The organism is Actinokineospora diospyrosa (genome assembly GCF_024171925.1).
Classification (GTDB): domain Bacteria; phylum Actinomycetota; class Actinomycetes; order Mycobacteriales; family Pseudonocardiaceae; genus Actinokineospora; species Actinokineospora diospyrosa.
In genome coordinates, this window is record NZ_JAMTCO010000008.1 from 266934 (window position 1) to 292027 (window position 25094).

At 70.6% G+C, this 25094-nt stretch carries 22 protein-coding genes and 1 pseudogene; 6 read left to right on the forward strand and 17 right to left on the reverse strand.

Annotation, left to right across the window (positions count from 1 at the left end; genetic code table 11):
* The first annotated feature begins 62 nt into the window (after positions 1-62).
* From LV75_RS17325 to LV75_RS17335, 3 genes and pseudogenes are all read left to right on the forward strand, one after another.
* A complete protein-coding gene (locus LV75_RS17325) occupies positions 63-1598 on the forward strand; it encodes an acyl-CoA carboxylase subunit beta (RefSeq protein ID WP_253888141.1) in 1536 nt (511 codons plus the stop codon).
* A gap of 94 nt (positions 1599-1692) precedes the next feature.
* A complete protein-coding gene (locus LV75_RS17330) occupies positions 1693-2370 on the forward strand; it encodes a maleylpyruvate isomerase family mycothiol-dependent enzyme (RefSeq protein ID WP_253887957.1) in 678 nt (225 codons plus the stop codon).
* A 14-nt stretch (positions 2371-2384) separates the two neighbouring features.
* Positions 2385-2576, forward strand: a pseudogene (locus tag LV75_RS17335) (MerR family transcriptional regulator); the annotation flags it as partial.
* Positions 2577-2936: 360 nt separating this feature from the next.
* Here the strand turns inward: LV75_RS17335 and LV75_RS17340 are convergent.
* The 6 genes from LV75_RS17340 to LV75_RS17365 form a co-directional block, all read right to left on the reverse strand.
* Entirely contained in the window at positions 2937-3857 is a 921-nt protein-coding gene (locus LV75_RS17340) for an alpha/beta fold hydrolase (RefSeq protein ID WP_253887958.1), read from the reverse strand.
* A gap of 164 nt (positions 3858-4021) precedes the next feature.
* Positions 4022-5584 carry an extracellular solute-binding protein gene (locus LV75_RS17345; RefSeq protein WP_253887959.1) on the reverse strand — a complete coding sequence of 521 codons (1563 nt, stop codon included), beginning with the start codon at positions 5582-5584 and terminating at the stop codon, positions 4022-4024.
* A gap of 117 nt (positions 5585-5701) precedes the next feature.
* Entirely contained in the window at positions 5702-6529 is an 828-nt protein-coding gene (locus tag LV75_RS17350) for a GrpB family protein (RefSeq protein ID WP_253887960.1), read from the reverse strand.
* A 335-nt stretch (positions 6530-6864) separates the two neighbouring features.
* Positions 6865-7785, reverse strand: a complete 921-nt coding sequence (locus LV75_RS17355; protein ID WP_253887961.1) for a pseudouridine synthase — start codon at positions 7783-7785, stop codon at positions 6865-6867.
* Positions 7786-8429: 644 nt separating this feature from the next.
* Positions 8430-10010 carry a methyl-accepting chemotaxis protein gene (locus tag LV75_RS17360; RefSeq protein ID WP_253887962.1) on the reverse strand — a complete coding sequence of 527 codons (1581 nt, stop codon included), beginning with the start codon at positions 10008-10010 and terminating at the stop codon, positions 8430-8432.
* A 53-nt stretch (positions 10011-10063) separates the two neighbouring features.
* Complete coding sequence (locus LV75_RS17365) at positions 10064-11062, reverse strand: tyrosine-type recombinase/integrase (protein WP_253888142.1); 999 nt, start codon at positions 11060-11062, stop codon at positions 10064-10066.
* Between the two features lie 650 nt (positions 11063-11712).
* On the opposite strand from LV75_RS17365, the gene LV75_RS17370 reads away from it, so the two are divergent.
* On the forward strand, positions 11713-12342 hold the full coding sequence (locus LV75_RS17370) for an AAA family ATPase (RefSeq protein ID WP_253887963.1): 630 nt from the start codon (positions 11713-11715) through the stop codon (positions 12340-12342).
* Between the two features lie 157 nt (positions 12343-12499).
* Entirely contained in the window at positions 12500-13393 is an 894-nt protein-coding gene (locus LV75_RS17375) for a dioxygenase family protein (protein WP_253887964.1), read from the forward strand.
* Between the two features lie 320 nt (positions 13394-13713).
* On the opposite strand, the gene LV75_RS17380 is transcribed toward LV75_RS17375, so the two are convergent.
* The 8 genes from LV75_RS17380 to LV75_RS17415 form a co-directional block, all read right to left on the reverse strand.
* Positions 13714-14049 carry a helix-turn-helix domain-containing protein gene (locus LV75_RS17380; RefSeq protein ID WP_253887965.1) on the reverse strand — a complete coding sequence of 112 codons (336 nt, stop codon included), beginning with the start codon at positions 14047-14049 and terminating at the stop codon, positions 13714-13716.
* A complete protein-coding gene (locus tag LV75_RS17385) occupies positions 14046-14483 on the reverse strand; it encodes a cupin domain-containing protein (protein WP_253887966.1) in 438 nt (145 codons plus the stop codon). The genes LV75_RS17380 and LV75_RS17385 overlap by 4 nt, the downstream gene beginning before the upstream one ends.
* Before the next feature lie 63 nt (positions 14484-14546).
* Complete coding sequence (locus tag LV75_RS17390) at positions 14547-15419, reverse strand: helix-turn-helix domain-containing protein (RefSeq protein WP_253887967.1); 873 nt, start codon at positions 15417-15419, stop codon at positions 14547-14549.
* A gap of 14 nt (positions 15420-15433) precedes the next feature.
* Positions 15434-16327: a transporter substrate-binding domain-containing protein gene (locus LV75_RS17395; protein WP_253887968.1), complete on the reverse strand. Its 894-nt coding sequence runs from the start codon at positions 16325-16327 to the stop codon at positions 15434-15436.
* On the reverse strand, positions 16320-17111 hold the full coding sequence (locus tag LV75_RS17400; protein ID WP_253887969.1) for an amino acid ABC transporter ATP-binding protein: 792 nt from the start codon (positions 17109-17111) through the stop codon (positions 16320-16322). The genes LV75_RS17395 and LV75_RS17400 overlap by 8 nt, the downstream gene beginning before the upstream one ends.
* Positions 17111-17911: an amino acid ABC transporter permease gene (locus tag LV75_RS17405; protein WP_253887970.1), complete on the reverse strand. Its 801-nt coding sequence runs from the start codon at positions 17909-17911 to the stop codon at positions 17111-17113. The genes LV75_RS17400 and LV75_RS17405 overlap by 1 nt, the downstream gene beginning before the upstream one ends.
* Positions 17912-19098: 1187 nt before the next feature.
* Positions 19099-20058: an anti-sigma factor RsbA family regulatory protein gene (locus tag LV75_RS17410; protein ID WP_253887971.1), complete on the reverse strand. Its 960-nt coding sequence runs from the start codon at positions 20056-20058 to the stop codon at positions 19099-19101.
* Positions 20055-20870: an MEDS domain-containing protein gene (locus LV75_RS17415; RefSeq protein ID WP_253887972.1), complete on the reverse strand. Its 816-nt coding sequence runs from the start codon at positions 20868-20870 to the stop codon at positions 20055-20057. The genes LV75_RS17410 and LV75_RS17415 overlap by 4 nt, the downstream gene beginning before the upstream one ends.
* Before the next feature lie 68 nt (positions 20871-20938).
* On the opposite strand from LV75_RS17415, the gene LV75_RS17420 reads away from it, so the two are divergent.
* The gene (locus LV75_RS17420; protein WP_253887973.1) at positions 20939-21577 is read left to right on the forward strand and encodes a hypothetical protein; all 639 of its coding nucleotides are present in this window, start codon (positions 20939-20941) and stop codon (positions 21575-21577) included.
* A gap of 468 nt (positions 21578-22045) precedes the next feature.
* Here LV75_RS17420 and LV75_RS35900 read toward each other — a convergent pair whose 3' ends face one another.
* From LV75_RS35900 to LV75_RS17435, 3 genes are all read right to left on the reverse strand, one after another.
* A complete protein-coding gene (locus tag LV75_RS35900) occupies positions 22046-22327 on the reverse strand; it encodes a hypothetical protein (protein WP_372504188.1) in 282 nt (93 codons plus the stop codon).
* A 298-nt stretch (positions 22328-22625) separates the two neighbouring features.
* On the reverse strand, positions 22626-23765 hold the full coding sequence (locus LV75_RS17430; protein ID WP_253887974.1) for a hypothetical protein: 1140 nt from the start codon (positions 23763-23765) through the stop codon (positions 22626-22628).
* 53 nt (positions 23766-23818) lie between these two features.
* Entirely contained in the window at positions 23819-25012 is a 1194-nt protein-coding gene (locus tag LV75_RS17435) for a glycosyltransferase (RefSeq protein WP_253887975.1), read from the reverse strand.
* Between the last annotated feature and the right edge of the window lie 82 nt (positions 25013-25094).

The window sequence follows — 25094 nt, forward strand, 5'->3', positions numbered from 1 at the left end:
CGCGCCCGCACGCTGGCCACCGTCCCCGCCCGCCAGCCGCGCCAGCCGCGCCCACCCGGTCGATGGCGCGGTTGCGGGCCGAACGCGACCGGGTCCACGCCGCCGCCACCGCGGGCGGCGACGCGCGCGGGCAACGCGCGCAGGGCAAGCTGACCGCCCGCGAACGCCTGGACCTGCTCCTCGACGACGGCTCCTTCCTGGAGGTGCAACCGCTGCGCCGCAGCGTCGTGGGCAACCTCAAGACCCCCGGGCCGGGCCCGCACACCGACGGCGTGGTCGCCGGGTCGGGCACCGTCGACGGGCGCCGGGTGTTCGTCTACGCGCAGGACTTCACCATCCTCGGCGGCTCCCTGGGCGCCGCGCACGCCGCCAAGATCCACCGGGTGATGGACCTGGCCCTGGCGACCGGGTCCCCGATCATCGGCCTCAACGACAGCGGCGGCGCCCGCATCCAGGAGGGGGTGCCCGCCCTCGACGGCTACGGCGGGATCTTCCGCAGGCAGGTCGCCGCCTCCGGGATCGTCCCGCAGATCAGCGTGGTGCTCGGGCCCTGCGCCGGGGGAGCGGCCTACTCACCGGCCCTGGCCGACTTCACCTTCATGGTCCGCGACACCGCCCGCATGTACCTGACCGGCCCCGACGTGGTGCGCGCGGTCACCGGGGAACGCGTCGGGCACGAGGAACTGGGCGGCGCGGACGTGCACGGCACCCAGTCCGGGGTCGCCACCTTCGTCCACGACGACGAGGAGTCCTGTTTGGACGATGTGCGGTACCTGCTGTCGTTGCTGCCCGCCAACAACCTCGAACGCCCCCCGGCCGCCGCGCCCACCGGGGCGGGCGCGCAGCAGCGCCCCCGCCTCGCCGAGATCGTCCCACCCGAACCGAACCGGCCCTACGACATGCGCGCCGTGCTCGCCGAACTCGTCGACGACGAGGACTACCTCGAGGTCCACCAGGGGTGGGCCGCCAACATCGTGTGCGCCCTGGGCCGCATCGACGGCGAGGTCGTCGGCGTCGTGGGCAACCAACCGATGGTGCTGGCCGGGGTGCTCGACGCGGCCGCCGCGCAGAAAGCCGCCCGGTTCGTGCGGTTCTGCGACTCCTTCGGCATCCCCCTGCTGACCCTGGTCGACGTGCCGGGGTTCCTGCCCGGCACCGAGCAGGAACACGGCGGGGTCATCCGCCACGGCGCGAAACTGCTCTACGCCTACTGCGAGGCGACCGTGCCCCGCGTGCAGGTGATCGTCCGCAAGGCCTACGGCGGCGCCTACATCGTCATGGACTCCCGCTCGATCGGCGCGGACCTGTCGCTGGCCTGGCCCACCAACGAGATCGCCGTCATGGGCGCCGACGCCGCCGTGGACGTCCTCTTCGGCAAGGAACTCGCCGCCGCGCCCGACCCGCGCGCGGCCCGCGAAGCCCGCCTCGCCGACTACACCACCGAATTGCTGCACCCCTACTACGCGCCCGAACGCGGCCTCGTCGACGACGTCATCGACCCGGTCTGGACCCGCGCCGCCGTCGCCGGGGCCCTGGCGATGCTGCGCGACAAACGCGGCCACGCGCCGCAGCGCAAGCACGGCAACGTGCCGCTGTGAAGGGACACGGCTGCGCATCCTCGGAGAAGACCACGCGCCCGCGGGCTGGATACCTTCGGTTCGCGTCCGACCGAACGGCAGGGGAGTGTCCCGGGTGATCCAGCGACTGGTGCCGAACAACATCGCCTACGGGCACGTCCGGGAAACCGTGACCGCCCTGCTCACCGAGAACCCCGACCTCGCCGACACCCCCGTGCCCGCCTGCCCCGGCTGGACCGCCCGCGACCTGTTCGCCCACCTCGTCGAGGTCTGCGACCACGCCATGGGCCAACTCACCGGCACCCCCCGCATCCCCCCGTTCACCGCCAAGGGCATGGACATCCCCCAGATCGCCCAGGCCTGGGCCGAGCGCGCCGAGGAAGCCGACCGGCTGCTCGCCGACGGCGGCGGCCGACTCGGCCGCGTCGGCGTCATGGACGCCTTCACCCACGAACTCGACCTGCGCTACGCCCTGGGCCTGCCGCTGCCCATCGACACCCACCCGGCCGTGCCGCGCGCCTTCGACGTGGTGATCAGCGGCCTGTCCGCCTCCATCACCACCCACGACCTGCCCGCCCTGCTCGTGCGCACCCCCACCGAGACCTGGATCGCCGGCGAGGGCGACCCGGCCGCCACCCTCAGCGGCGACCGCCTCACCATCTACCGCGCCCTCGCGGGCAGGCGCGCCCCCGCGGCCATCGCCGAACTCGACTGGACCGGCGACCCGCACCGCTGGATCCCGGCGTTCACCTGGGGCCCGTTCGCCCCGGCCACCGCGGCCCCGGAGTCGTGACACGCGCCGTGCGGATGCGCGAGCTCAGCGACGAGTCCGGCGTCCCGGTCGCCACCATCAAGTACTACCTGCGCGAAGGCCTGCTCGCCCCGGGCGAGCGGACCGCCCCCAACCAGGCCACCTACGCCACCGCGCACCTGGACCGGCTGCGACTGGTCCGCGCCCTGGTCGACCTGGGCGGGCTCTCGATCGAGGCGGTCCGCGCGGTGCTGGCCGCCGTGGACGACCGCAGCCCGCTGCCCGAGGTGCTGACCGCCGCCCACCGCCGCTTCCCCGGGGTCCGCGCGGCCACCGGCGACGACCACGCCTGGGCCATGACCCGGGTCGACCACCTCGCCCGCACCAGGGGCTGGCGGGTCGACCCGGGCGACGAGCTGACCGACGCGCTGGTGACCCTGCTGTGCGCGCTGCGCGCCACGGGCCTGCCGACCCGGTTGAGCACCGTCGAGGCCTACGCCGCGGTCGCCGAGGCCCTGGCCACCCTCGATCTCGACGTGCTCGACGACCCCGACGCCCCGCGATGGGCCCCGGCACTGGTCACGACCCTCGGCGATCCTCTGGTGGCACTACTGCGCGCCTTGGCGCTGCGCAACAGTGCCTTGGCGCTGCGCAATACGCACGACGCCCAGCACGTGATCGGCGAACACCGGCCACACCTCGCGCGGGAACCCGTGCCCCAGGCCGTCGACGAGCACTAGTTCGGCGCCCGGGATAGCCGCCGCCGTCGCGCGACCGCCCGAGACATCGCACATACGGTCCTCGGTGCCATGGATCACCACCGTCGGCAGTTGGAGCCCGCGCAGCTTCTCGGTGCGGTCACCCGAGGCCAGCACCGCCACCGACTGCCGCAGCATCCCGGTCAGGTCGAACCCCCGGTCGAACACCCGACCCGCCCGCTCCGCCGCACCCGCCTCGTCGAAGGCGAACCCGGGGGAGGACACCGCCCGCAACGCCGCCACCTGCCACCGCACGAACTCCGCCCGAGTCCCCGGCGGCGCGCCCACCGCGCCCAATGCCCGCAGGTCCGCCTGCCCCACCGCCGGGTCCCCGGTCGTGGACATGATCGAGGTCAACGACAGCACCCTTTGTGGGAACTCGACCGCCACGGTCTGCGCGATCATCCCGCCCATCGACGCCCCCACCAGGTGCACCCGCTCCAACCCGAGCCGGTCTACCAAACCCACGGTATCGGCCGCCATATCCGACAACGTGTAGGAAGCGGACGAGAAATCACCGGCCATCGCCGCCCGCAGATCCGGCTCCGGACCGTTTTCCACCCGCGACGACCGCCCGGTGTCCCGATTGTCGAACCGGACCACGTGCAGGCCGCGCGCCACCAGCTCCGCGCAGAACCCCTCCGGCCAGTTGATCATCTGCGCACCCCCGCCCATCAGCAGCAACACCGGCGGGTCGGCGGGATCCCCGAACCGCTCGAACGCCACCGTGATACCGGCGGGACCGACATCGCGCACCATTTCCTCAGCCATCGCACCCCATTCGCGAGAAGAGGACGACAACGTAACACGAAATAGGCCCAAGAACCCCGATGTAAATGGCGGACAATGCCTCGGATAAACTCGGCATGGGAGCAAGGAAGAAAGCCAGTTCCTTTGTGCGGGCACCACCGACGCCCCGCGCCCGTGCCCCGGGGTCAGGAGATCGGCTGGGCGCCCTTCTTGACGACCACCGCGAGTTCCTTGGCGAATCCCGGTTCCAGGCGGCCCTTGTCGTTGAGCGCCCGCAGGATGCCCGCCCGGAACACCCGGCTGAACTCGCTGTAGTTGGTCAGCACCGGCCGCACGCGGGCGCCCTCGACGGCCTTGCGCAGCTCGTTGCGGTCGGGTCGGCGGGCGTGTTCGTAGGCGAAGTTGCGGGTCGGGGCGAACCCGCCGACCTCCGACAGGATCAGCTGGCTGGACTTGCTGGTCAGGAACTGGATGAGTGCCTGCGCGGCCCGCGGTTTGTCGGAGTTCGCCGAGATCGCCAGGTTCTGCCCGCCCAGCGCGCTCGAGGTCGGCGGGGCGGCCACGCCGAACTCCACCTGGTCGCCGATGTCGTCGCGCGCCACCGGCCAGTTGCGCAGGTACAGGGTCCTGCCCTCGCGGAACGCCTTGGTCGCGCCGGTCTCGGTGGAGTCCTTGGCCTCCTCGCCCTCGGTCAGCACCAGGTCCGGGTCACTCGCGGCGACGGCCAGCTTCTCGATCGCGCGCAGGTCCTCGCGGCTGAACGCCACCTCGGTCTCCTCGGCGTTGAGCGACACCTCCCCGTTGGGCGCGACGGCCTGCCCGCCCGCAGCCCACATCGCCTCCAGCGCGGTGACGGTCAGCATCTCCTCGTTGGCCAACTGCGCCGCGTTCGCCGCCACCACCGTGGGTGTGCTCTTGCGGGCCGTGGCGAGGGTCTGCTTGGCGCTGGGCCCGAAGTAGTCGTCCCACGTGCGCGGCGGCCCGACACCGGGGATGTCGCTGCGGTAGAAGAACAACCCGGCGTCGGTGTTGAACGGCAGCGCCCACAACTTGTTGTCCACCCGGCAGGTCTCCATGACCTTGGGCATGAAGTCCGCCTCGCCACCGGTGGCCAGCGCCTCGTCCAGTTCGCTGATGTAGCGGGCCTTGGCGAACTGGGCCATCCACACCACGTCCAACACGTACACGTCGGCGTCGTGGCGCCCACCCGGGCGGGCGTCGTTGACCATCCGCGCGTACTGCTGATCGGGCTCACCGGGGACGTAGACCGTCTCGATCGGGTTCTCCGGGTGCAGGCTGTCCCACTGCTTGAACAAGATCGACCGGGGGTCGTTGGAGCTCTCCCCGAACCCGGTCATCACCAGGATCCGGCCCCGCTCCAACGCCACCGACTCCGGCCGGAACACGAACCCGACACCCGCGATCACCAGCACCACCACCGCCATCACCACCATCCGCGACGGCCGCCGCAACAACCGCGGTATCCACGAAACCACGGCGTTGGCCACGGGGGAGTTGCCCCGCCAAACATCGCGCACGAACTGCGCCAACAGGTTCGTCGCCACCCCGGCGGCCAACATCGACACCCCGGTCAACGCGAACACCACACCGGAGAACCACGAGTCCGGCCACCCCACGGTCGCCACGAGGATCGCCGAGGTCCCCGCGAGCACCAGCGCCAAGATCACCACGATCGAGATCACGACCACCCGGGCCCGCAGGCTCGGTCTGTCCCCAGGCTCCACCACCGTGCGCCTCCCCGGCTCCGATCGGCAGGAAAGGATTGTGCTCGCCGAAGTCGATCACCGGGCAGCACTGGCCGAAACTCGCCGACCCCACACGCCCAATGTGATCACCGCAGGGAATCAGCCCTTGTGGCCGCCCACCAGGCGGTGGTGAACCCGGTCGAAAAACGCCGTCTTCGACCGCGTGTAGGCATCGTTGCCCTCGTCGCGAGCGTGGACACGGGTGAGGTCGCGCTTGGTGCGCTCGTACTCCGCCCGCAAACCCGCGTCGACGCGCAGCAGATCACGAAAGCCCCGGGTCAGGCTCCACCACGGAGACCCGATCTCGCGGACGTGCAGGATCGACCGGCACCCGGGATCCCCCGACGCGAACAGGCGCTTGCCCCAGGACGCGCCCGGGTCGGGCCAGTTGCGAACCATGTCGGTCAGCACCCCGGGGGAGTCCGGCACCTGCCGGGCGACATCGACGAACCCCGCCGCGAGGACGGCGTCGCACAGACCGGCGACCTCGTCGAGGGACGGCACACCGAGCTGCAGGTCCACAACGGCCTTGGCCGCCAACCCCGGCACCGACGTCGACCCGATGTGGTCCCAGGTGAACTCCCCGGCCCGGGGGAGTCCTCGAGTCGCCCGCACGAGCCTGCGCAGCAACCGGGCGGCGGTGACAGGCCACTCAGGCGACGACGGGCTCAGCACGGGCGGACCGACCGCGGGCGCGAACCGCCGCTCAGCCAGGTTCCGCGCGAACGGCCCCACCCGCCCAGTCCACAAAGCCGTGACGGCCGCGACCGAATCGGCCACCGCATCCGCCTCCGCGACCACACCGGGAGCGATGACGAAAACGGCGCTGAGCGGATCCCCAACACGCACCCAACCATCCCGGTCGAGCCCCCTGACGTGAGCGGCTAGCGCCCGCGCGCCCGGGTGGTCCAGGAAAGCGATCTCCACGCCGACACCACCCCCACGACCATCCCCAACCCGGCCGACATCCTGGCACAGCCGCCCCGCCTGCCACGGGACCTCAAAGTCCCAGGAAATCCCCGATCTGCAGCAGATCGGCGACCCGCCCGAGCCACCCCCACACCCGCCTACCCGCACGGCGACGACGACGACCACCCGCGGCCGACACCCGGGTGGACCGAACGGGCGAACGGGTGAGATGGCCCCCGACCACGGCTACGGCCACCAAGGCCGCGGCCATGACCTCCACGATGAAGCGCACCGGGTCGTCGAGCTCCGCGGGCTCCGGGGCCGCGGCATGTACACCGAGCAGTGGCCGCGCCTCACCACGAGTCCGGCGACTCCCACGCCGCCAACCGCAACCCGCTCTCGAACCGCCGCCGCACCCCCGCCACCGGATCCGGGAACTCCAACACCCGCGCCAACAACTGCAACGGCCGCGTGAAATCGTCCAACGCCTTCTCCCGCAACTCCGGGTAGAAGTCATCACCCAGGATCGGCACACCCAACCCCGCCATGTGCAACCGCAGCTGGTGCGTCCGGCCCGTCAACGGCACCAACCGGTACCGCCCCACCGCACCCCGCGACTCCACCAACTCCACCCGCGTCACCGCGTTCGGCTCACCCGCCACCTCGAACGCCCGGATCACCCCCCGCTCCTTCACGATCCGCGACCGCACCTCCGCCGGGAACACCCCGGCCCCCACCGGCGCCACCGCCTCGTACTCCTTCACCACCAACCGGTCCCGGAACAACGTCTGGTACCGACCCCGCGCCTCCGGCCGCACCACGAACAACAACAACCCCGCCGTCACCCGATCCAACCGGTGCGCAGGCGCCAACGTCGGGATCCCCAACTCACGCCGCAACCGCACCAACGCCGTCTCCACCACATGCCGCCCCCGCGGGATCGACGCCAGGAAATGCGGCTTGTCCACCACCACGATGTCCTCATCGCGGTACACCACCGACAACTCGAACGGCACCGGCACCTCCACCGGCAAATCCCGATGGAACCACACCACCGCCCCCGGCACGAAGGGCGCATCCACCCCCACCGGCCCCTCAACCCCGACGATGCGGCCCTCCCGCAGCATCGCCTCAATCCGCCCCGGCTCGACCCGCGGCAACCGCTCCACCAAATGCTCCAGAGCCGTCGCCCACGACCCCACCACCGGAAACCGCAACCTGGCCGCGTCAAGACCATGCCGCTGGGGGAGAGGTGACCTCACTTTGCGCCGCACCCCGGCAGCCTAGATGCGCCAACCCCACCCCACCCACACGGCTGAACTTCCCCCCACCCCACTGACCTGCGAATTCCCTCTATCCACAACCACCACAACCATCCACCGATTTCCGCCACCCCCCTCCGCACCCCCCACACCGACTAGACTGGCACCGGGGACGCCCCCCGTGGTGTGGTGGGGGGCGGGAGCACGCGGGGAGGGCCTCCGATTTGGTGGCCAGGGCCGGGATGCGGCCCTGGCCTCGAGAAGTCTGGAAGATCCGGCCTTGGGAGACCGGGGGAGCGCCAAGCCCCAGGCCCAGCACGTCGTCGACCGCGCGAGTCCGGGCGCGGCACGGGGACCGCCAGGACACGGGAGAAACCTGCCAAGCAGTCGGGTAGTGCCTGGTCAGACGTAGCTCTCGGCGAGGGTGCGGTAGAGCGAGGCGACATTCCAGGGCATTCAGTCGAGCCACTGGAAGATGCCAGCCACTGCGGCGACCACCGTGGCGAGTCCGGGGTCTCACCACAGCAGCACCGGTCAGCACACGAAACCGCAGATCACGCCACGATCAGGGCTGAGCTCCAGCAGACACCCTCAGCTGACCCGACCAGTCAACCGTCACGGACAGCACCCGCCGCCCACCAGCAGCCCAAGCGGAACTACTCCACCCGGAACCGCGACACCAACCCGTTCAACCGCGCCGACAACAACGACAGCTCGCGCGCGGCACCCTTCGTCTCCCCAGCACCGGCCGCCACCGACTCGGCCACCGCCGCCACCTCCTGGATGTGCGCCGAGATCTCCGACGACCCCGTCGCGGCGGCCGACAGGCTCCGGTTCATCTCGCCGGTCGTCGCCTCCTGCTCCTCCACCGCCGCCGCGATCGTCAACTGGTGGTTGTTCACCTCACCGATGATCCCGTTGATCTCCGCGATCGCCGCCACCGCAGCACCCGTGTCCGCCTGGATCGCCTCCACCCGCCGCGAGATGTCCTCCGTCGCCCGCGCCGTCTCCTGCGCCAACTCCTTCACCTCACTGGCCACCACCGCGAACCCGCGCCCAGCCGCACCCGCCCGCGCCGCCTCGATCGTCGCGTTCAGCGCCAACAAGTTCGTCTGCTCCGCGATCGAGGTGATCGCCTTCACCACCGCACCGATCTGCTCACTCGAGGTCCCCAACCGGCTGATCGTCTCCGCCGTACCCCGCGCCGCCACCACAGCCCGCTCCACCACCCGCACCGCGTGCCCAGCGCTCTCCGCGATCGCCCCCACCGCCGCGCTCATCTGCTCCGACCCCGCCGCCACCGTCTGCACGTTGCGCGTCACCGACGCCGCCGACCCGGTCACCTCACCCGAGCGCGCCCGACCGGCCTCCGCGTCCTTCGCCATCCGACCACTCGCCGCGGCCACCCGACCCGACGCACCGCGCAACTCACCGGCCGACCGCTCGATCTCACCCAACGTCTCCCCGACGGTCGACACCGCCTCGTTCAATGTCTCCGCCATCCGACCCAGCTCATCGCGCCCCGACACCGACACCCGCGCCGTCAGATCACCCCGCGAGAACGCCCGCAACGCATCCGCCATCGCCACCAGCGGCCCCACGATCCGCCGCGTCACCACCAACCCCAACGCCCCAGCCGCCAACAACGCCAAAGCCAACACCAACCACATCACGAACTCACCGGTCGACGCCGCGGACTCCGCATCCGCCCGCCACACCGCCCCCTGCCCAGCGCGCCGCGCCTCCAACTCGTCCAACGCCGTCGCCGCCTGCTTGATCGTCGGCGCCACCTGCTGCGAATACGCCGACCACCACGCCGCCGTGTCACCCGCGCGCGCCGCGGGCAACAACACCTGCGTGTACTGCGTCCGCACCCGCGCCCACGCCGCCACGAACGGCTGCAAGTCCGCCGCCGACCCGGTCAGCTTCGAGTACTGGGCCACCGCCGCGTCCAACTCCGCCTCGTCCGCGGTGATCGCCTTCTCCCACGCCGCCCGCTCCGCCGGGGGAGCGGCCACGTGCGCCATCAGGTCCATCCGGACCTTGATCTCCTGCTGGTGCACCAGCGACTCCTGCTGCCCGGCCGCCACCCCCTCGGCGTACAGCGCGGCGGTCTTGGCGTCCATCGTCTCCAGCGCCGAGTGCGAGCTCACCGCCGCCGCAACGATCCCGACCGCGGCCACCCCCAGCACGGTCATGATCTTCGCCCGCACCGAACGGTTCTCGAGAACCCGCATGTCGCCGCCCATCAGAGTCACACCACCGCACCCAGGAGGGGCAGGTGATCACCTCATCGGCCGGGGACCGGGGGAGCTGAGCCATCCCCGGTGTCGGTCAACCCGGCCAACGCCCGGTATGTGCGGTTGCTCGCCGCCGCCGCCCGCCGCTGCGAACCGGTCGCCTCGATGTAGTTCTGACTGGTGTTCAGACTCGCGTGCCCCAGCAGCACCATGATCTCCACCGCGTTCGCGCCGTCCTCGGCCAACCGGGTCGCGAACGTGTGCCGCAACGCGTGCAGGTTCGCCCCCGCGGGCACCTTGTCGTGCATCCCGGCCGCCCGGAAGCACGACTTCACCAGGTAGTCCAACGCACCCCGCCCGATACCCGCGCCGTCGTTGCCCAGCACCAGCGGCGAGTCGTCGGCGAAGCGCGCCACCGGGAACCGCAGCGCGCACGAGGCCAGGTACGACTCGATCACCCGCTCCAACGGCACCTCGATCGGGATCGACCGCTCCCGGTTCGCCTTGCCGTGCACGAACAACCGCCGCTCACCGCTGCGCCCCACCACCGACGAGCGCCGCAACGCCCGCATCTCCGAGGCCCGCAGCCCCGCCACCAGCCCCAACGCCAACACCAGCAGATCGCGCTCCGGCCACGGCGCCCTGGCCCGGCGCACCCCACCGGCCACCGCCCGCAGCAGCTCCTCGGGGGTGCCCTCGCCACGCAGCGGCTTGGGGGACAGGGGAGCGGGTCGCGGCCGCCCGATCGCCCCCATCGGGTTGCCGAACACCAGCTCGTCGGCCACGCAGAACTGGAAGAACTGGTTCCACGTCGACCACGCCCTGGCCACCGAGCTCTTGGCGTGCGTGTCGGCGAAGCGCCCGAACGCCTCCCGCAGCACCCGCGCGTTCACCTCGTCCAGCCCGACCCGGTCCACTTCCTGGCCCACCGCCTCGGCCACCAGCGCGTTGACCCCCGCCAGATCCCGCCGGTACGCCGCCGTCGTGTGCGGCGAGTCCTTGCGGGACCGCCGGGCTAGGAAGAAGGCGTCCTGCGCCTCGATCAACATCACCCCCTGTGGATACCCGATCACCCTGACAGTCTCGCCATCGCATGCATAACCGCGATTATCCATCAAACAGGTGTTCGAGAGCCCGGCGGCCGTGGATCACCGAACCCGGGGGAACTGTTGCGACTGTCGTCGTCGCGCGCCCGCTCGCACCCCTGGCACCTCCGGCCGCGCCTGCCATTGGTCGATGGGCGCCGGAGTCAGCCCATAGAGGCCGGGACCCGACATCTGGCCACACCAGTAGCGAATCGTCACAGTGACGTATGTAGGCGGTCTGACGGGCCTTCCGACGCTCGTTCCCCAGGTCGCCGTTTGGTCGATAATCTACATTATGTCAAGTAGCGTGAATCTGGCCCGTCTCCCACCTCCGACAGCACCGCCAGAACGCGCTACCTCGATCCGGCTCGCTCCGCAGGCTGCCGTCTTGCCCGGCCATCGCGACCCGAGTCGCTGGCGTCTCCGACTCGACAGTCGTCAGGCTTGATGCCTGCGTCGCCGCGCGCCAGTGACCCGGCGAAGGTCAACACGTGTCGTCCAGTCCTGCGGGCCCCGCCAATGGCTGACCTTGGCTGCTCGGCGCCGCGATCGGCGTGGGCGTGGGGCGCCTCTCCCCCGCATGTTGATCATGTAAGCGCTGGTAGAACGGTGCCATGTTGGTGTGGGTGAACGGGCCGTTCGGGGTGGGCAAGACGCAGACGGCTTGGGAGTTGGGACGGCGGGTGCCGGGGGCTGTGGTGTGCGATCCGGAGGCCGTAGGGTTCGGTTTGCACAGGATGATGCCTGCCTGGATGCGGGAAGACTTCCAGGACTTGGCGGCATGGCGTTCCGGCGTGGTTGAGGTGCTGGACCTGGTGTTGCGACGACACGAGGGGCTTGTGGTCGCGCCGATGACGCTCGTGGAGCCCAAGTACTTTGATGAGATTGTAGGCGGATTGCGGGCTCTGGGGCACGACGTGCGGCACTTCTCGCTGTTGGCCGAGCGGGAAACGATCGCGGGGCGGTTGGCCGAGCGGGGGCTCGGGCACGCGTTCGCGCGGGTGGCGGGGCGCTCGGTGGCGTTGAAGCGGGAGAGTTTCGCGCTGTCCAAGTTGGACCTGTGCCTGGATCGGTTGCGGGAGCCGGGTTTCGGGGAGCACGTGTGGACCGATGAGCTGTCGTTGCGCGAGGTCGTGGCGTTGATCGCGGCGTCGGTCGGGGTGGAGGTGCTGCCGGACACGGATTCGGTGTGGCGGGGTCGGTTGCGGCGTGCGGTGGTGGGGGTGCGGCACATCCGGTTCTGACCGGTCGCGCATGGTGTGGGCCGTGGGGCGTTCTGGCAAGTGGGGATGGCGTTCACATAGGGACCTCACAGCTCGCGCACACCGGGCGCCCAGAGTCCGCCCCTAGCTTGCTCACCGCTGGTATCCGAACTGGCACAGCATGTGAGGAGCAATCACCATGCACGATGACGACGAGCCGGTCGGCCGCGTCCTGGGTAGGCGCCACGCGTTGGCGTTGTTGGGGTTCGCGGGTGCGGCGCTGACGGTGGTGGGGACCGGGGTCGCGATGGCGGCGCCGGATGCCGCGGCCGGGGGTGGCGACTGCGATGTGAACTGCGTGGCGAAGCCGGAGCAGGTCGAGGGCCCGTATTTCGTGGACGAGGACCTGAACCGGTCTGACATCCGGTCGGACCCGGCTACGGGGGTCCGCTCCCCCGGCATCCCGTTGGCGTTGGGTTTGTCGGTGCTGCAGATCCGGGATCGCCGGTGTGTGCCGCTTAGGGACGCGGTGGTGGACATCTGGCACTGCGACGCGGCGGGGGTGTACTCCGACATCGCGAGCGAGGGGTCGGCGGGTAAGAAGTTCCTGCGTGGCCTGCAGGTGTCCGACCGCGGTGGTCGGGTGCGGTTCACGACCGTACTGCCGGGGTGGTATCGGGGTCGGACGGTGCACATCCACATCAAGATCCGGACCACGGGGACCGACGGGAAGCCTTACGAGTTCACCTCGCAGCTGTACTTCACCGACGAGTTCACGGCCGGGTATTTGGCACAGGCCCCGTACAACGCCAAGGGCAAGCCGGACACGACGAACGCGACCGACTTCATCTACCGGCAGGGTGGTGACCAGCTCCTGCTGCGCCCCCACCGCGCTCACCACGGCTTCTCGGCTGACTTCGCGATCGCCTTGGACCTGTCCGACACCGAAGTCGGCGACGACGACAGCCAGGGCCCCGGACCTGGCCCGGGTCCTGGCCCCGGCCCGTGGCCGACCGGTCAGCCCCCCATCCCCCCGACCGGTCCCCCGTCGACAACTCCTACCCCAACGACTCCTCCGCCCACCACCACGTAGGTGACCGGCGTGTCGGGTCCCTGCCCCGGGGCCCCGACACACCAGTGTTACCGCGTTCCGGTTCAACGCGGCGTCGACTCGTTCCCGGGGATCTCGCTCCGTGGCCTGCTGGGCCGATCGCGGCATTCCGCCGACCGTGGGGATGGCGGTCAAGGCGGGTGTGCGGCTCGGGTGATCTTGGTGGGGTACCTGCTCGCGAGGGGTGTGGGCAGGTACCCCACCAAGATCCGCTTCGGCGGCACTGCCACGGTTCCGGTCGTGGTCTGTGCTGTCGAAGCGCGGTGCGCCGGGTACCTCCCCGTGAGTACCCGGTGCACCGGTCACGCGGCCAGGCCGCTTCGGCGGTAGTCGCGGGGGGCGCAGCCGTAGCGTTGGCGGAAGACGCGGCTGAAGTAGGAGGAGTCGGGGATGCCCCACCTGGCGCCCACGACGCTGACGCCGGTGTCCTGGGTGGCCAGCAGGTCGGCGCGGCACCGTTCCAGCCGCCGGTCGCGGATCCACTTGGCCACCGTGGTGCCCTCGGTCTCGAACAGCCGGTAGAGCTGTCGGGGTGAGACGTGTACCGCCGCCGCGATGTCCGCGGGGGTCAGGTCCGGGTCGGCGAGTCGGGCGTCGATGAACTCGTGGATGTCGCGCAGCAGGTGGGCGGGGGTCACGACTTGTATTCGGGGTGCAGCGACAGGGCGATGAACTGGAACGGGCGGTCCACGCTCTTGTAGCCGAGGGGGCAGTGCGGCACGCCCGCGGGGATGTAGACCGAGGCGCTGGTGGAGATCTCGTAGACCTCGCCGTCGATGGTCAGTTCGGCGACGGCGCCGAGGTCGTTGATGTCGTCGGGGTTGGAGCCCATCCAGAGCAGGACCTCGTCGTACTCGTGGGTGTGTTCGAGGACGTAGGGGTTGGGGGTGGGGACCTGGTAGATCCAGCTGTAGGCGATGTGGACCTGGCAGCCGGGGACTTGCCAGCCGCTGATGAGGGCGTGTGCGCCGCTGGTACCGCCCTCGGTCTCGCCGTAGGCGAGGACGCCCTCGTTGGGCAGTTCCTCGCGGACCATCTGGCGGACGATGTACTTCTCGTATTTCCCTGTCATGGCAACGGTTTCCCTTCGATGTGGTGTGTTTCGAAGGTACGAACCGGGGGTCGTGTTCGACAGTCAGCGGTCTCGGGCGATCTGGTACTTTTCGCGGATCTCCCGGCGGAAGTCACCTGGGCTGGTGCCTGCTTCGCGTTTGAAGAAGCGGCCGAAGTAGGACGGGTCTTCGAAGGTGAGCCGGTGGGCGATCTGGGCGATGGTGAGTTCGGTTTGGGCGAGGAGGCGTTTGGCCTCCAGGGCGAGGGCGGCGCGGATGACGGCGCCGGGGGTGGTGCCCATGGCGGCGCGGACGAGGTCGGTGAGGTGGCCGGGGGTGACGCCGACGTGTTCGGCGTAGGCGGCGACGGAGCGTTCGGTGAGGACGTGTTTGGTGACCAGGCGGGTGAAGCGCCACACGATCGAGGATGAGGCCGCGACGGTGGGGTGGGCTTGGCGTAGGCGTTGGATCTGCACGAGCAGGATGTGCAGGTGGGCTTGGAGCATGGTCGCGTAGCCGGGTTGGCGGGTGCGGTACTCGTGGTCGATGTCGTCGAGGATGCCCGCGACGAGGTCGACCTGGTCGCCGGTGAGGCGGAGCAGGGGGCTGCCGCCGGGTGCGGGGAGCAGGCCGCCGGGGTGCACGAGCAGGAACTCTTCGGCGAAGATCAGGACGCGGCCGACGATGAGTTCGGTGTCTTTCCAGAAGTGGACCTGTCCGGGGGCCAGGACGTACACCGAGTGGGGTTCGATGTCGTAGGGCTCGAAGTCGACGACGTGCACTCCCCCGCCGCCGGTGAGGTAGAGGATTTCGTAGAAGTCGTGCCGGTGCGGGAAGCGGGCGCGGGTGAAGGACCCGATCTCGTCGAAGGTCCCGATGGCGAACGGCGAGAGGCCGTTCGGCACCGGGACCTCGATCTCGTGCAGCGGCAGCGGCGGTGTGCTGGAGCGGGCCATGCCACCTCCCGGGTTCAGCCGCCCGCGGTGGCCAGGTTGAGGCCGGGTTCGGGCAGCGCCTTCAGTCCATAGTGGCCGATGATGCGGTCCAGTGTGCCGTCGGACTTGAGGGCTTTGAGGGCGGCGAGCAGCGCTTGGGCGAGTTGGGTGTCGTCTTTGCGCAGGTACATGCCCACGTAGGTGGGGGCGAAGTCCTCGGAGACGATCACGATGGGGGCGTTCTGGGTGCTGATGGCGTACTTGGCCTGTTCGGTGACGGCGACCTGGAAGTCGGCTTGGCCGGAGCGCAGGGCCAGGTCGGCGTCTTGGGCGGTGGGGTACTGGCGGGCTTCGGCGGCCGGTTTGCCCTTGCCGACGCAGGCTTGGGAGATCTCTTCGGCGTGTTGGACGTCGGTGGTGCCGCGGATGGTGGCGATGCGTTTGCCGCAGGCGTCGTCGACGCTCTTGTACTTGCCTTCGTTGGACTTGGCGGTGACCAGGACGCTGGCGGATTGCATGTAGTCGACGAAGACGCCGACGCGTTGGCGTTCCTCGGTGTCGGAGAGTCCGTCGTCGGCCATGTCGAAGCGGCCCGCGGTGAGGCCGGGCAGGAGTGCTTCCCAGGCGATGTTCTCGATCTCGTAGCCGAGGCCGAGTTTGGCGGCGACGGCTTTGCCGACGTCGGGGGTGATGCCGCCGGTGATGGTGTTGCTGGCGTCGGTGAGCAGGTAGGGCAGGTTGGGCAGGGTGGTGCCGACGTGCAGTTTGCCCGCGTCTTTGATGCGTTGCGGGAGCATGTCGTGCAGTTTCTGGTCCTTGGCGGGCTGGGTGGCGTCGGTGGGCGCGGCGCTGGGGGTGGTGGCGCCGGGGTCGCCGCACCCGGCGACCGCGAGGGCCACCGCGGCCAGGACGGCCAGGGGTCTACGCATGGTCGGTCTCCTTCTCGGGGTGTCGGCGGACGTGGGCGAGGAAGCCCGCGGTCCGTTCGGATTCGGGGTAGCGCAGGACGCGCTCGGCGGGCCCGGACTCCACGACCACGCCGTCGTCCATGAACACCACGGTGTCGGCCACGTCGGCGGCGAAGCCGATCTCGTGGGTGACCACGACCATGGTCATGCCCTGTTCGGCGAGGCCGCGCATGACGGCGAGGACCTCGCCGACCAGTTCCGGGTCCAGCGCGCTGGTGGGTTCGTCGAACAGCAGGACGGCGGGTTTCATGGCCAGGGCGCGGGCGATGGCGACGCGTTGTTGCTGGCCGCCGGAGAGTTGGGCGGGCAGTTTGTCGGCGTGCCCGGCGAGGCCGACGCGGGCGAGCAGGTCGCGGGCCTCGCGTTCGACCTCGGTGGGGTCGCGGCGCAGGACGCGGGTGGGGCCGAGGGTGATGTTGCGCAGGGCGGTGAGGTGGCTGAACAGGTTGAACTGCTGGAAGACCATGCCCATCCGCAGCCGGGCGCGGGCGATGTCGCGTTCGCTGCTCTCGTGCAGCCGCCCGTCGCGGGGTTCGTAGCCGACGAGCACGTCGTCGACCTGCACGAACCCGGCGTCGAGCGGTTCGAGGTGGTTGGCGCAGCGCAGCAGGGTGCTCTTGCCGCTGCCGGAGGGGCCGATGACGCAGACGACCTCGCCGGGTTCGACGTCGAGGTCGACCCCGCGCAGGACCTGCAGGTCGCCGTAGGATTTGCGCAGTCCGCGCAGTCGGAGTCCGCCGCTCATCAGGCAGCCGCCCATCGCTCGAGGAAGCGCTGCCCGATGCCTGCGATGGTGACCAGGATGAGGTACCACCCGGTCGCGACCAGCAGCAGCGCGATGACCTGGTAGTTCTGCCCGTACACCTGCTGGGCGCGGGTCATCAGGTCGCCGCCGCCGATGACCGACACCAGCGAGGTGCCCTTGAGGATCAGGATGAACTGGTTGCCCAGGGCGGGGAGGATCACCCGCACCGACTGCGGCAGCACGATCACCCTGGTCGCCTGCGCCCGGGTCATCCCGATGGTCAGCGCGGCGTCGACCTGCCCGCGCGGGACGGCGAGGAACCCGCCGCGGATGATCTCGGCGAGGTAGGCGGCCTCGTGCAGGCCCAGCCCCAGCATCGCGGCGAGCAGCGGGGTGATGACCGCGTTGGTCTCGGCGAAGCCGAGGGTGGGGAACAGCAGGGCCAGGTTGAACCAGAACACGATCTGCACGACCAGCGGCACCCCGCGGAAGAACCAGATGTAGCCCGCAGCCGCAGCCCCCGCCACCGGGTTGCGCGACTGCCGCATCATCGCCAGCGCGGCGCCGAGTACCAGACCGATACCCAGCGTGGCGAAGGTGAGCAGCAACGTGGTGCCGATTCCCTCGATGATGGGGGTCGACAGGAAGTACTCACCGACCACCACCCAGTCCAGGTTGGGGCTGGTGACCACCGTGACCGCCAGCCACCCGACCACGGCCACCAGTACCGCCCCGGTCCCCCACCGGGACACAAAAGTCTTGCGCCGCACCACTTCCAGCGTGTGCAGTGAGTCGAGCATCGTCCTCCCCCTCAGCCTGGGTGCGAAGGACGCTAAGCCGCCACAGCAGCAGATTCTTGACTCTCCCTGCCAACCTCACCGTGGTCGCCACGCACTCACGCAGGGTGATCGACGACTGTCACTGCACCGCTGTCGCCGACCGGCCGCGAACCACCTGCGCCGAAAGCGGAGGCCCGAAATCCCCCGCCGCGCACCCCAACCTCGGCGGGCGCAAGATCATCTGATTCAACTGCCCCCGATATACAAGTCTACGAGAGCCCACCGACAGAACAGCTCCAGCGATTGAGGCCTGTGCACAACAGAAGACGTTGTGGACAACCGCATGCTGACCCACTCAAGCTTGCCGTCGTTCGCAGAGTTCGCTGGTGCCAGCCAACCCCCGCCAGGACTGACCCCAACCCACCCAGCTCGGCCCCCGAACACTCCGAATCCCCGGTGCCACCCCAACCCACCGAGCCAGCCCACCCAAACCCGGCCCCCTGGACACCCGGACCCAGCGGTGCCAACCCAGCCCCCGTCAGGTCCGCCCCAACCCACCCAGCCGACCACCGGATTCTCGGAAGCGTCGGTGCCAACCCAGCCCCCGTCAGGTCCGCCCCAACCCACCCAGCCGACCACCGGATTCTCGGAAGCGTCGGTGCCAACCCAGCCCCCGTCAGGTCCGCCCCAACCCACCCAGCCGACCACCGGATTCTCGGAAGCGTCGGTGCCAACCCAGCCCCCGTCAGGTCCGCCTCAGCCCACCTGGCGAACCACTGGGCACTCGGACCCAGCGGTGCCAACCCAGCGCCCGTCAGGACCGGCCCCAGCCCACCTGCTCAGCGCCTGGACAGTCGGACCCGGCGGTGCCAACCTGCGCCCCGTCAGGTCCGCCTCAGCCCGCCTGATCACCCCGCGCTCCTCGGAGTCGCTGGTGCCAAGCCGGCTCGATGGGGCGGACTTGTTTTGCGTGGGGGGACGGCACCCGTAGCGTTGTTCACGCGGCAGGGCCTGCTTTTGGGCCCCTGCTTTGCGGTTCTGCCACGGGTGTCGTAGGGGCCCCACGCAAAACAAGTTCGCCCCATCGAGCTCTCCGCATTGCCGCGGATCGGACGCCGAGGTTGCCGCTAGGCAACGAGGCCGTCCGATCCGGGTCGCCGAGGTCGCCGCCAGGCGACGAGGCGGCCCCCAGGTCGCCCCAGTCGCGCTCAGACTGCCTGGTGCGGATCCCCCATCGTGAGCCGGACCGTGAAGCCCGAAGCATCACGGTCAAGAGTCACGTGATCGCAGAGCTGATGCGCGATCCACAACCCGTACCCGCCCCCGTCGTGCCCGGCCTTGGGCAGCAGACCCGCGAACGGGTCAGCAGGACCCGGACCAGCGTCGTGGACCGTGACCACCAAGTGCCCCACCCCGACCCACAACCGCAAGCGGCGGGGCCCGAGCCCGTAGCGCAACGCGTTGGTGACGATCTCGCTGACCGACATCACCAGGTCGTCGAGCGCGTCGGGGCCCAGCGTGCCCGCGTTGGCGGCCACGACGGCGCGGCGGGCGTCCCCGGGAGCTGGGTCGACCAGTTCGAGCGCCGGTGCCCGGAGCTGGACCGGGTGCGGCGTCGTCGGCCGGGTGCGCGCCAGGAAGGACGGCGGGTCGACGTAGGTGGGGTTGGGGGTGTGGTTGCCGTCGGGTGAGGCGAGCAGGGAGTGGGTCTTGGCGACGTCGTCGAGGACGGCGGGTGGGGTGGTGCGGGCGTCGTAGGCGCACAGGGTGCTCACCGGGAACCGGTCGAACGCGTAGTTGACCGCCGCTTCGTACCTCGCCCACACGTCCCACGCGGTGGCGAGCACCGGGGCGGGGAGTTCGCCGATGAGCCGCACCGCTTGGGCGCCGTCGGTGACGAGCTTGGTGAACAGGTCGCTGTAGGACTTGATCGCGCCTGCCGGTCGGGCGTACTGCGCGCCGATGGCCAGGACCGTCACCGCGTCGGGTTGGTCTACCGCGTTCAGCAGGACTTCCGCGCGCGCGGGCTCGAGCGCGATCATCACCGCGTCGCCGCGTTCGACGCCGCCCGCGATGAAGGGGACCGCGGAGGCGAGCAGTTCGCGGTCGTCGGCGTAGCAGAGCGCGACGTGGTCGTAGCCCCGTGTGGTCGGGTCGGGTGCGGTCATGCGACCTGCTCCACCCGCACGCTGTCGACGCCGAGCAGGTCGGCCACGCGCGCGGCGCTGAACCGGCGGGTGCGCAGCACGACGCTCAGGCCGCGGCGGGTCGCGTACTCGTCGAGGTCCAGCAGCCCGTGGTGGTCGACGAACCCCAGCTCGCGCGCGTCGATCACCACCTCGCCGTCCCAGTGCGCCCCGGCGTGGCGCAGTGCCCAGGGGAACAGCTCGTGCGAGCGCAGGTCGAGTTCCCCGTCCAGTGCCACTGTGCCGGACGCGCCCCAGCCGTGCAGGCGGAACGGCAGGGGTTCGACGTTGCCGCGCGGGTGCAGGCTGGCGAGTTTGGCGATCACGTCGGTGCCGAGTTCGGGTGCGCTGTAGGCGCACATCGCGCGGAACGGGTGCGCGGCCATGTAGCGGTCGACGACGTGTTCGTAGCGGGCGAACGCGGCGAGCTGCGCGGGGGTGCGCACCAGGTCGGTCGCCTCGACGGCCACCCGCAGCCCGGTGAATCCCTCCGCCACGGCCTGGTCGGTCTCCGCCGCGTAGGTGTCGACCTGCCCGAGCGGGTCGACCACGGCGCCGCGGCCGTAGAGCCCGTCGAGGGAGCGCACCGCGACCGCACCGGGTCGGTCGAACCCGGGCAGGTCGCGCAGCCGCTCCACCCACCCGTCCCGGTCCCCCGGGGCGACCAGGCACACGCGTTGCCCCGCGGCGAGCCCGTCGGCGAGGAAGTCCCGCGCCCGCGCGGTGAAGGCGTCCAGGTCGGTGAACGCCCAGCACAGGTGCTCACGCCCACCCGCGTCTGATGCCCGGCTCACGCCCCGCACTGTACGCGCCGCCCCACCTGACCAGCCGGGTTAGGGCCCGGGTCGATACGGTGCCCGCCGTGAACACCCGGCACATCACGTGGGACGAAGCCACCGCCCTGTTCGAGCAGCGCGGTCTCCCCCGGTCGATCTGGCAGAACCTCTACGAGGGCGAGTACGCCCTGCACACCGGCAACGCCGTCGTCGAGGGCAACCTCTCCCTCAACACCGGCGAGGACGCCCCCTGGCCGGAGATCGCCGACTGGGACACCGGCTACATCATCGACGGCGACCTCACCCTCACCGGCTCCCTCTACGACATCGACGACGGCGCCGCGGCCCTGATCGTCCTGGGCAACCTGACGGTCGCGGGCCTGCACACCACCTGCGACCCGAAGATCATCGTCACCGGCGACACCACCGCCGAGGTCATCTTCGCCGAGTACTCCGACAAGTACCTGGTGTTCCAGGGCGACCTGCGCGCGGTTGTGCAGGTCTGGCTCTCCGAAAGCGCCCCTGACCACATCGGCGGCACCGCCGCGGGCAGCCTGGTCCACCCCACCTACGGCCGCTACACCGACCTCGAAGCCGCCCAGGTCGACAACACCGGCATCCCCATCACCGACCTCCTAGCCCCCGAAACCCTCACCCCCACCGGCGAAGTAGACAGCGACGCCCTCCACGCCCGCCTACTCTCCGGCCTCCCCCTCCTCCGCTAACCCCCGCCCCTATAGAGCCCTCCCGCCGCCCCCACCCCTCTTACGCGCGCACGCCCGCGACGAGATGGTCCCGGCCCCCACCCTCTCCGGGGGGCGACCCCGGTGCCAGTCTATCGGGTCTGGGGGCGCGGGAAGGGGGGTGCGAAAAGCTGTGGATGGGCGCGGGGGGTTGTGGATAAGTGCGACCTGGGGATGGCGGAAGGGTGGGCGGAAGTTCACCGGTTGGTGGTCGCTGGCGACGCACCAAGCCCGGTCATCGTGCGGCGGCGTCGACCCGAGCCACTGATCGAACCGCGGACGACACCAACTCGCCCCACCGGCCGCCGACGCTAGGAAAGCCATCGGCTGGCAGTCCCGCCAACCAGGGCCACCAAGCACGGGGGAAGCCCGGACGGGGATCGCTGACCAACTGTCCACACCCAGCGGCGAGTGATCGCGCTGAACTGCGACCGCCACGCAGGCCCGGGCCTACATGGCGGCGCACTGGGGTGGTTGGGGCCCCTCGAGGCTGTCGAGTTGGTTATGGGCGTGGCCGAGGAGTCGGTGGGTGCGGCTACGGGTGGCAGGGTCGGGCAGGACAACGGCTGCGTTGGCGGGCGTGACCTGCTTGGCGGTGGCAGCGTTGTCCAGCACGATCAGCATCCGCCGCCCCGCCACCAGGCTCCGGTACAGCGCGGCCTGGGCGTCGAGCTCGGTGGGGATCCGGTTGGGGTCAACGCCGAGGGCATCGAGGAACCCGCGCACCGCCACCGCCGGGGCTGTCGGCTCCCCGGCCGGGGAGAACCCGTGCAGGTCGACGAACAGTTGCCGCCCCGGGCCCCGCCGATCGCCGACACCACCAACACCCCCGTCAGGTGTCCTGGACCCCTAGACGAACGGCGCAACCGGATCTTCGAGCCCACCAGTAGGCGCTCACAGCCTCCGCCGCCAGGGACACCTGCAGCGATTCTGAATCGCGGCCGCAGAGCGAGTGAGATTCAGCCCGATGCCGGGTTGGTCGATCAGACAGCCCGTCCCTCTAGCGGAACAGGCAACGATCGCCGTGCGGTCAGCTCAAGCGGCCAGGACGGCGCTGGGCCGATGGTGGTCGCTGGGCGCCGTCCGGGGGGCGGGGTGCGTGGCCGCGCGGCAATCGTGATGGGCGACGGCGAGGCGGCGGTGTGGTGGGTGGTTGGGGCTCGATCAGCGGTGGTTCGTGTGTGGCGGGGTCGCGGAGGTAGATCGAGGCCATCAGCCAGCAGACCCCGAGTACCTGGATGCCGAGCAGGTAGTCGAGCCTGGTCAGTCCGGCGATGTCGGTGGGCACGAAGACCTGGCGCAGCGCGATCAGGGCGATCAGCGCCGCGGCGAGTTCCATGGCTGCCGAGGCGTCTCCGGCGGTGCCTCGGCGGTTTCGGGTTCGGATCGCGAACGCCGCACCGATGATCGCGGGCATCAGGCTCACCGCGTAGATGAACAGCCAGGACGTCCATCCCCTGCCCAGCACGATCGCGATGTCCTGCAACCCGGTCGGACCGCGGGAGTTCGTGACCGGCATGTCGGTGTCGAAGTCCCACTGGGAAAGCCGGTTGTCGACGGCCACCCCGAACATGACCGGAATCGACCCGTGGGCGGCCGTCGGGTGCTGTTGGGTGTCTGCGGAGGTAACGCCCACTTGAAGGGGGAGAAAGGCGGTGACGCTGAGGTCGAGCGAGTACAGGTCGTTGGGGAACCGCGATGGATCGACCTCGGCCGGGATGGCCACACTCACCCCCGACGTCAAAGTCGACGGTGCCAACACCTTCGCGAGCGGGTAAGACACCACGGCATCGTCCAACCAGGTGCCGTACAGGGTGACCGTCAGGTTCAGGTCGGCGAACTCGGCGCGCAACTCGCCCGTCTTCGGATCCACCACGGGCCGCCCGTCCGAGTCGACGAACACCGGCCGGTCCTCGTATTCCGTCGCCTTCACGGTCACGGTGGCGTTGATCCGGCGCTCGACCGGGTTCACGCCGGTGATCGTCACCAAGAACCGCACCGGCGGGACCGGGCCCACAGCCGCGTGGTCCCGCAGCTCGATGCTCACCGCGGCGGGCATGTGCTCGGCTTTGGTGAACCGCAGCAAGCTACCCATGCTCGCGCACACAGCGGCCCCCGCGAGCACCGCGGCGACGAACCGCACGACTCCCGCGCCCCGCATCGCCCCCACGCCTCTCCCACTCGGACTGGCCCCCCGCGAGATCGCCGCACTCCCGAGCCCCGTTACGAGCCACCCAGGGTCAGCAGGTTCGCCGCCACCTCCGCCCCGTCCGCGCGCACCGTCGCCGCCACGGCACTCGCCCGCGCCCGAGTCTCGGGAGCCAACGCCGTGGCCAAAGCCGCCGAGAACGACTCCACCGTCGGCGTCGGACCCTCGTGCGCCGCGCCGATCCCGAGCGCGGCGACCCGGCCCGCCCAGTGCGGCTGGTCCGCCAACTGCGCGACCACCACCTGCGGCGCGCCCGCGCGGGCGGCGGTCGTTGTGGTGCCCGCGCCGCCGTGGTGCGCGACGGCGGCCACGCGGGCGAACAGGGCCTGGTGGTTGACCTCGCCGACCACGAAGCAGTCGTCGGCCGCGTCGGTCAACGCCAGGTCGGCCCAGCCGCGGGACAGGACGACGCGGTGGCCGTGGGCGCGGATCGCCTCGATGGTCACCTGGGCGGCGTCGGTCGAGCCGTGCAGGGGCATGCTGCCGAACCCCAGGTACACCGGCGGGTCGCCCGCGTCGAGGAACGCCGTGAGCTCGTCCGGCAAGGGCCGCTCGTCGGGCAGGGTCCACGCGCCGGTCTGCACGACGTCGAGGTCGCACGGGTCCAGCACCGGGTCCGAGGCGAGCCAGGGGCGCTCACCGATGACGTAGTCGCGCACGTCGTCCACCGGTGGCAGGCCGATCGAGGCGCGGTTGGTGTTGAGCGCCGCGCCGAACAGGGTGTTGATGTTCTCCGCGTCCAGCCGCCACAGTTCGCGGTTGTCGGTCAGCCCCGGCGGGAACGGCCTACCCGGGTACGCCAGCGGCCGGTGGTGCGGGGAGGGCAGGGTCAACTGCTGGAAGGTGACCGACACCGCGCCGATCCCCAGCTTCTCGGCCACCGACAACGCCCCCGCCGCCGAGGGCAGCATCCCGGTCGCCACCACCACGTCGTACCCCCGCGCCGCCTCGGTCACCGCCGCCACCTGGCTCGCGACCGCCCGCGCCGCCCGCTCCGGCAACGACGACGGCCCCGGCGCCGCGACCGTCAACTCCCGAGCCGACACCCCCACCGGCACGAAAGCCACCCCCACCTCCCCCAACCGCCCCGCGAAATCCGGCGGCGCGCACACCCGCACCTGGGCCCCGCCCTCCCGCAACCGCACGGCCAACGCCACCAACGGCTCGACATCCCCACGCGATCCGTAGGTCGACAGCACCACTCGCACTCGGTCACTCCCCTGCTCGATCCCCGCTGCGATCGGCGATTCTGCGGCACCAACCGGGTCTTGCCGCAAGCCCCACGGTCGG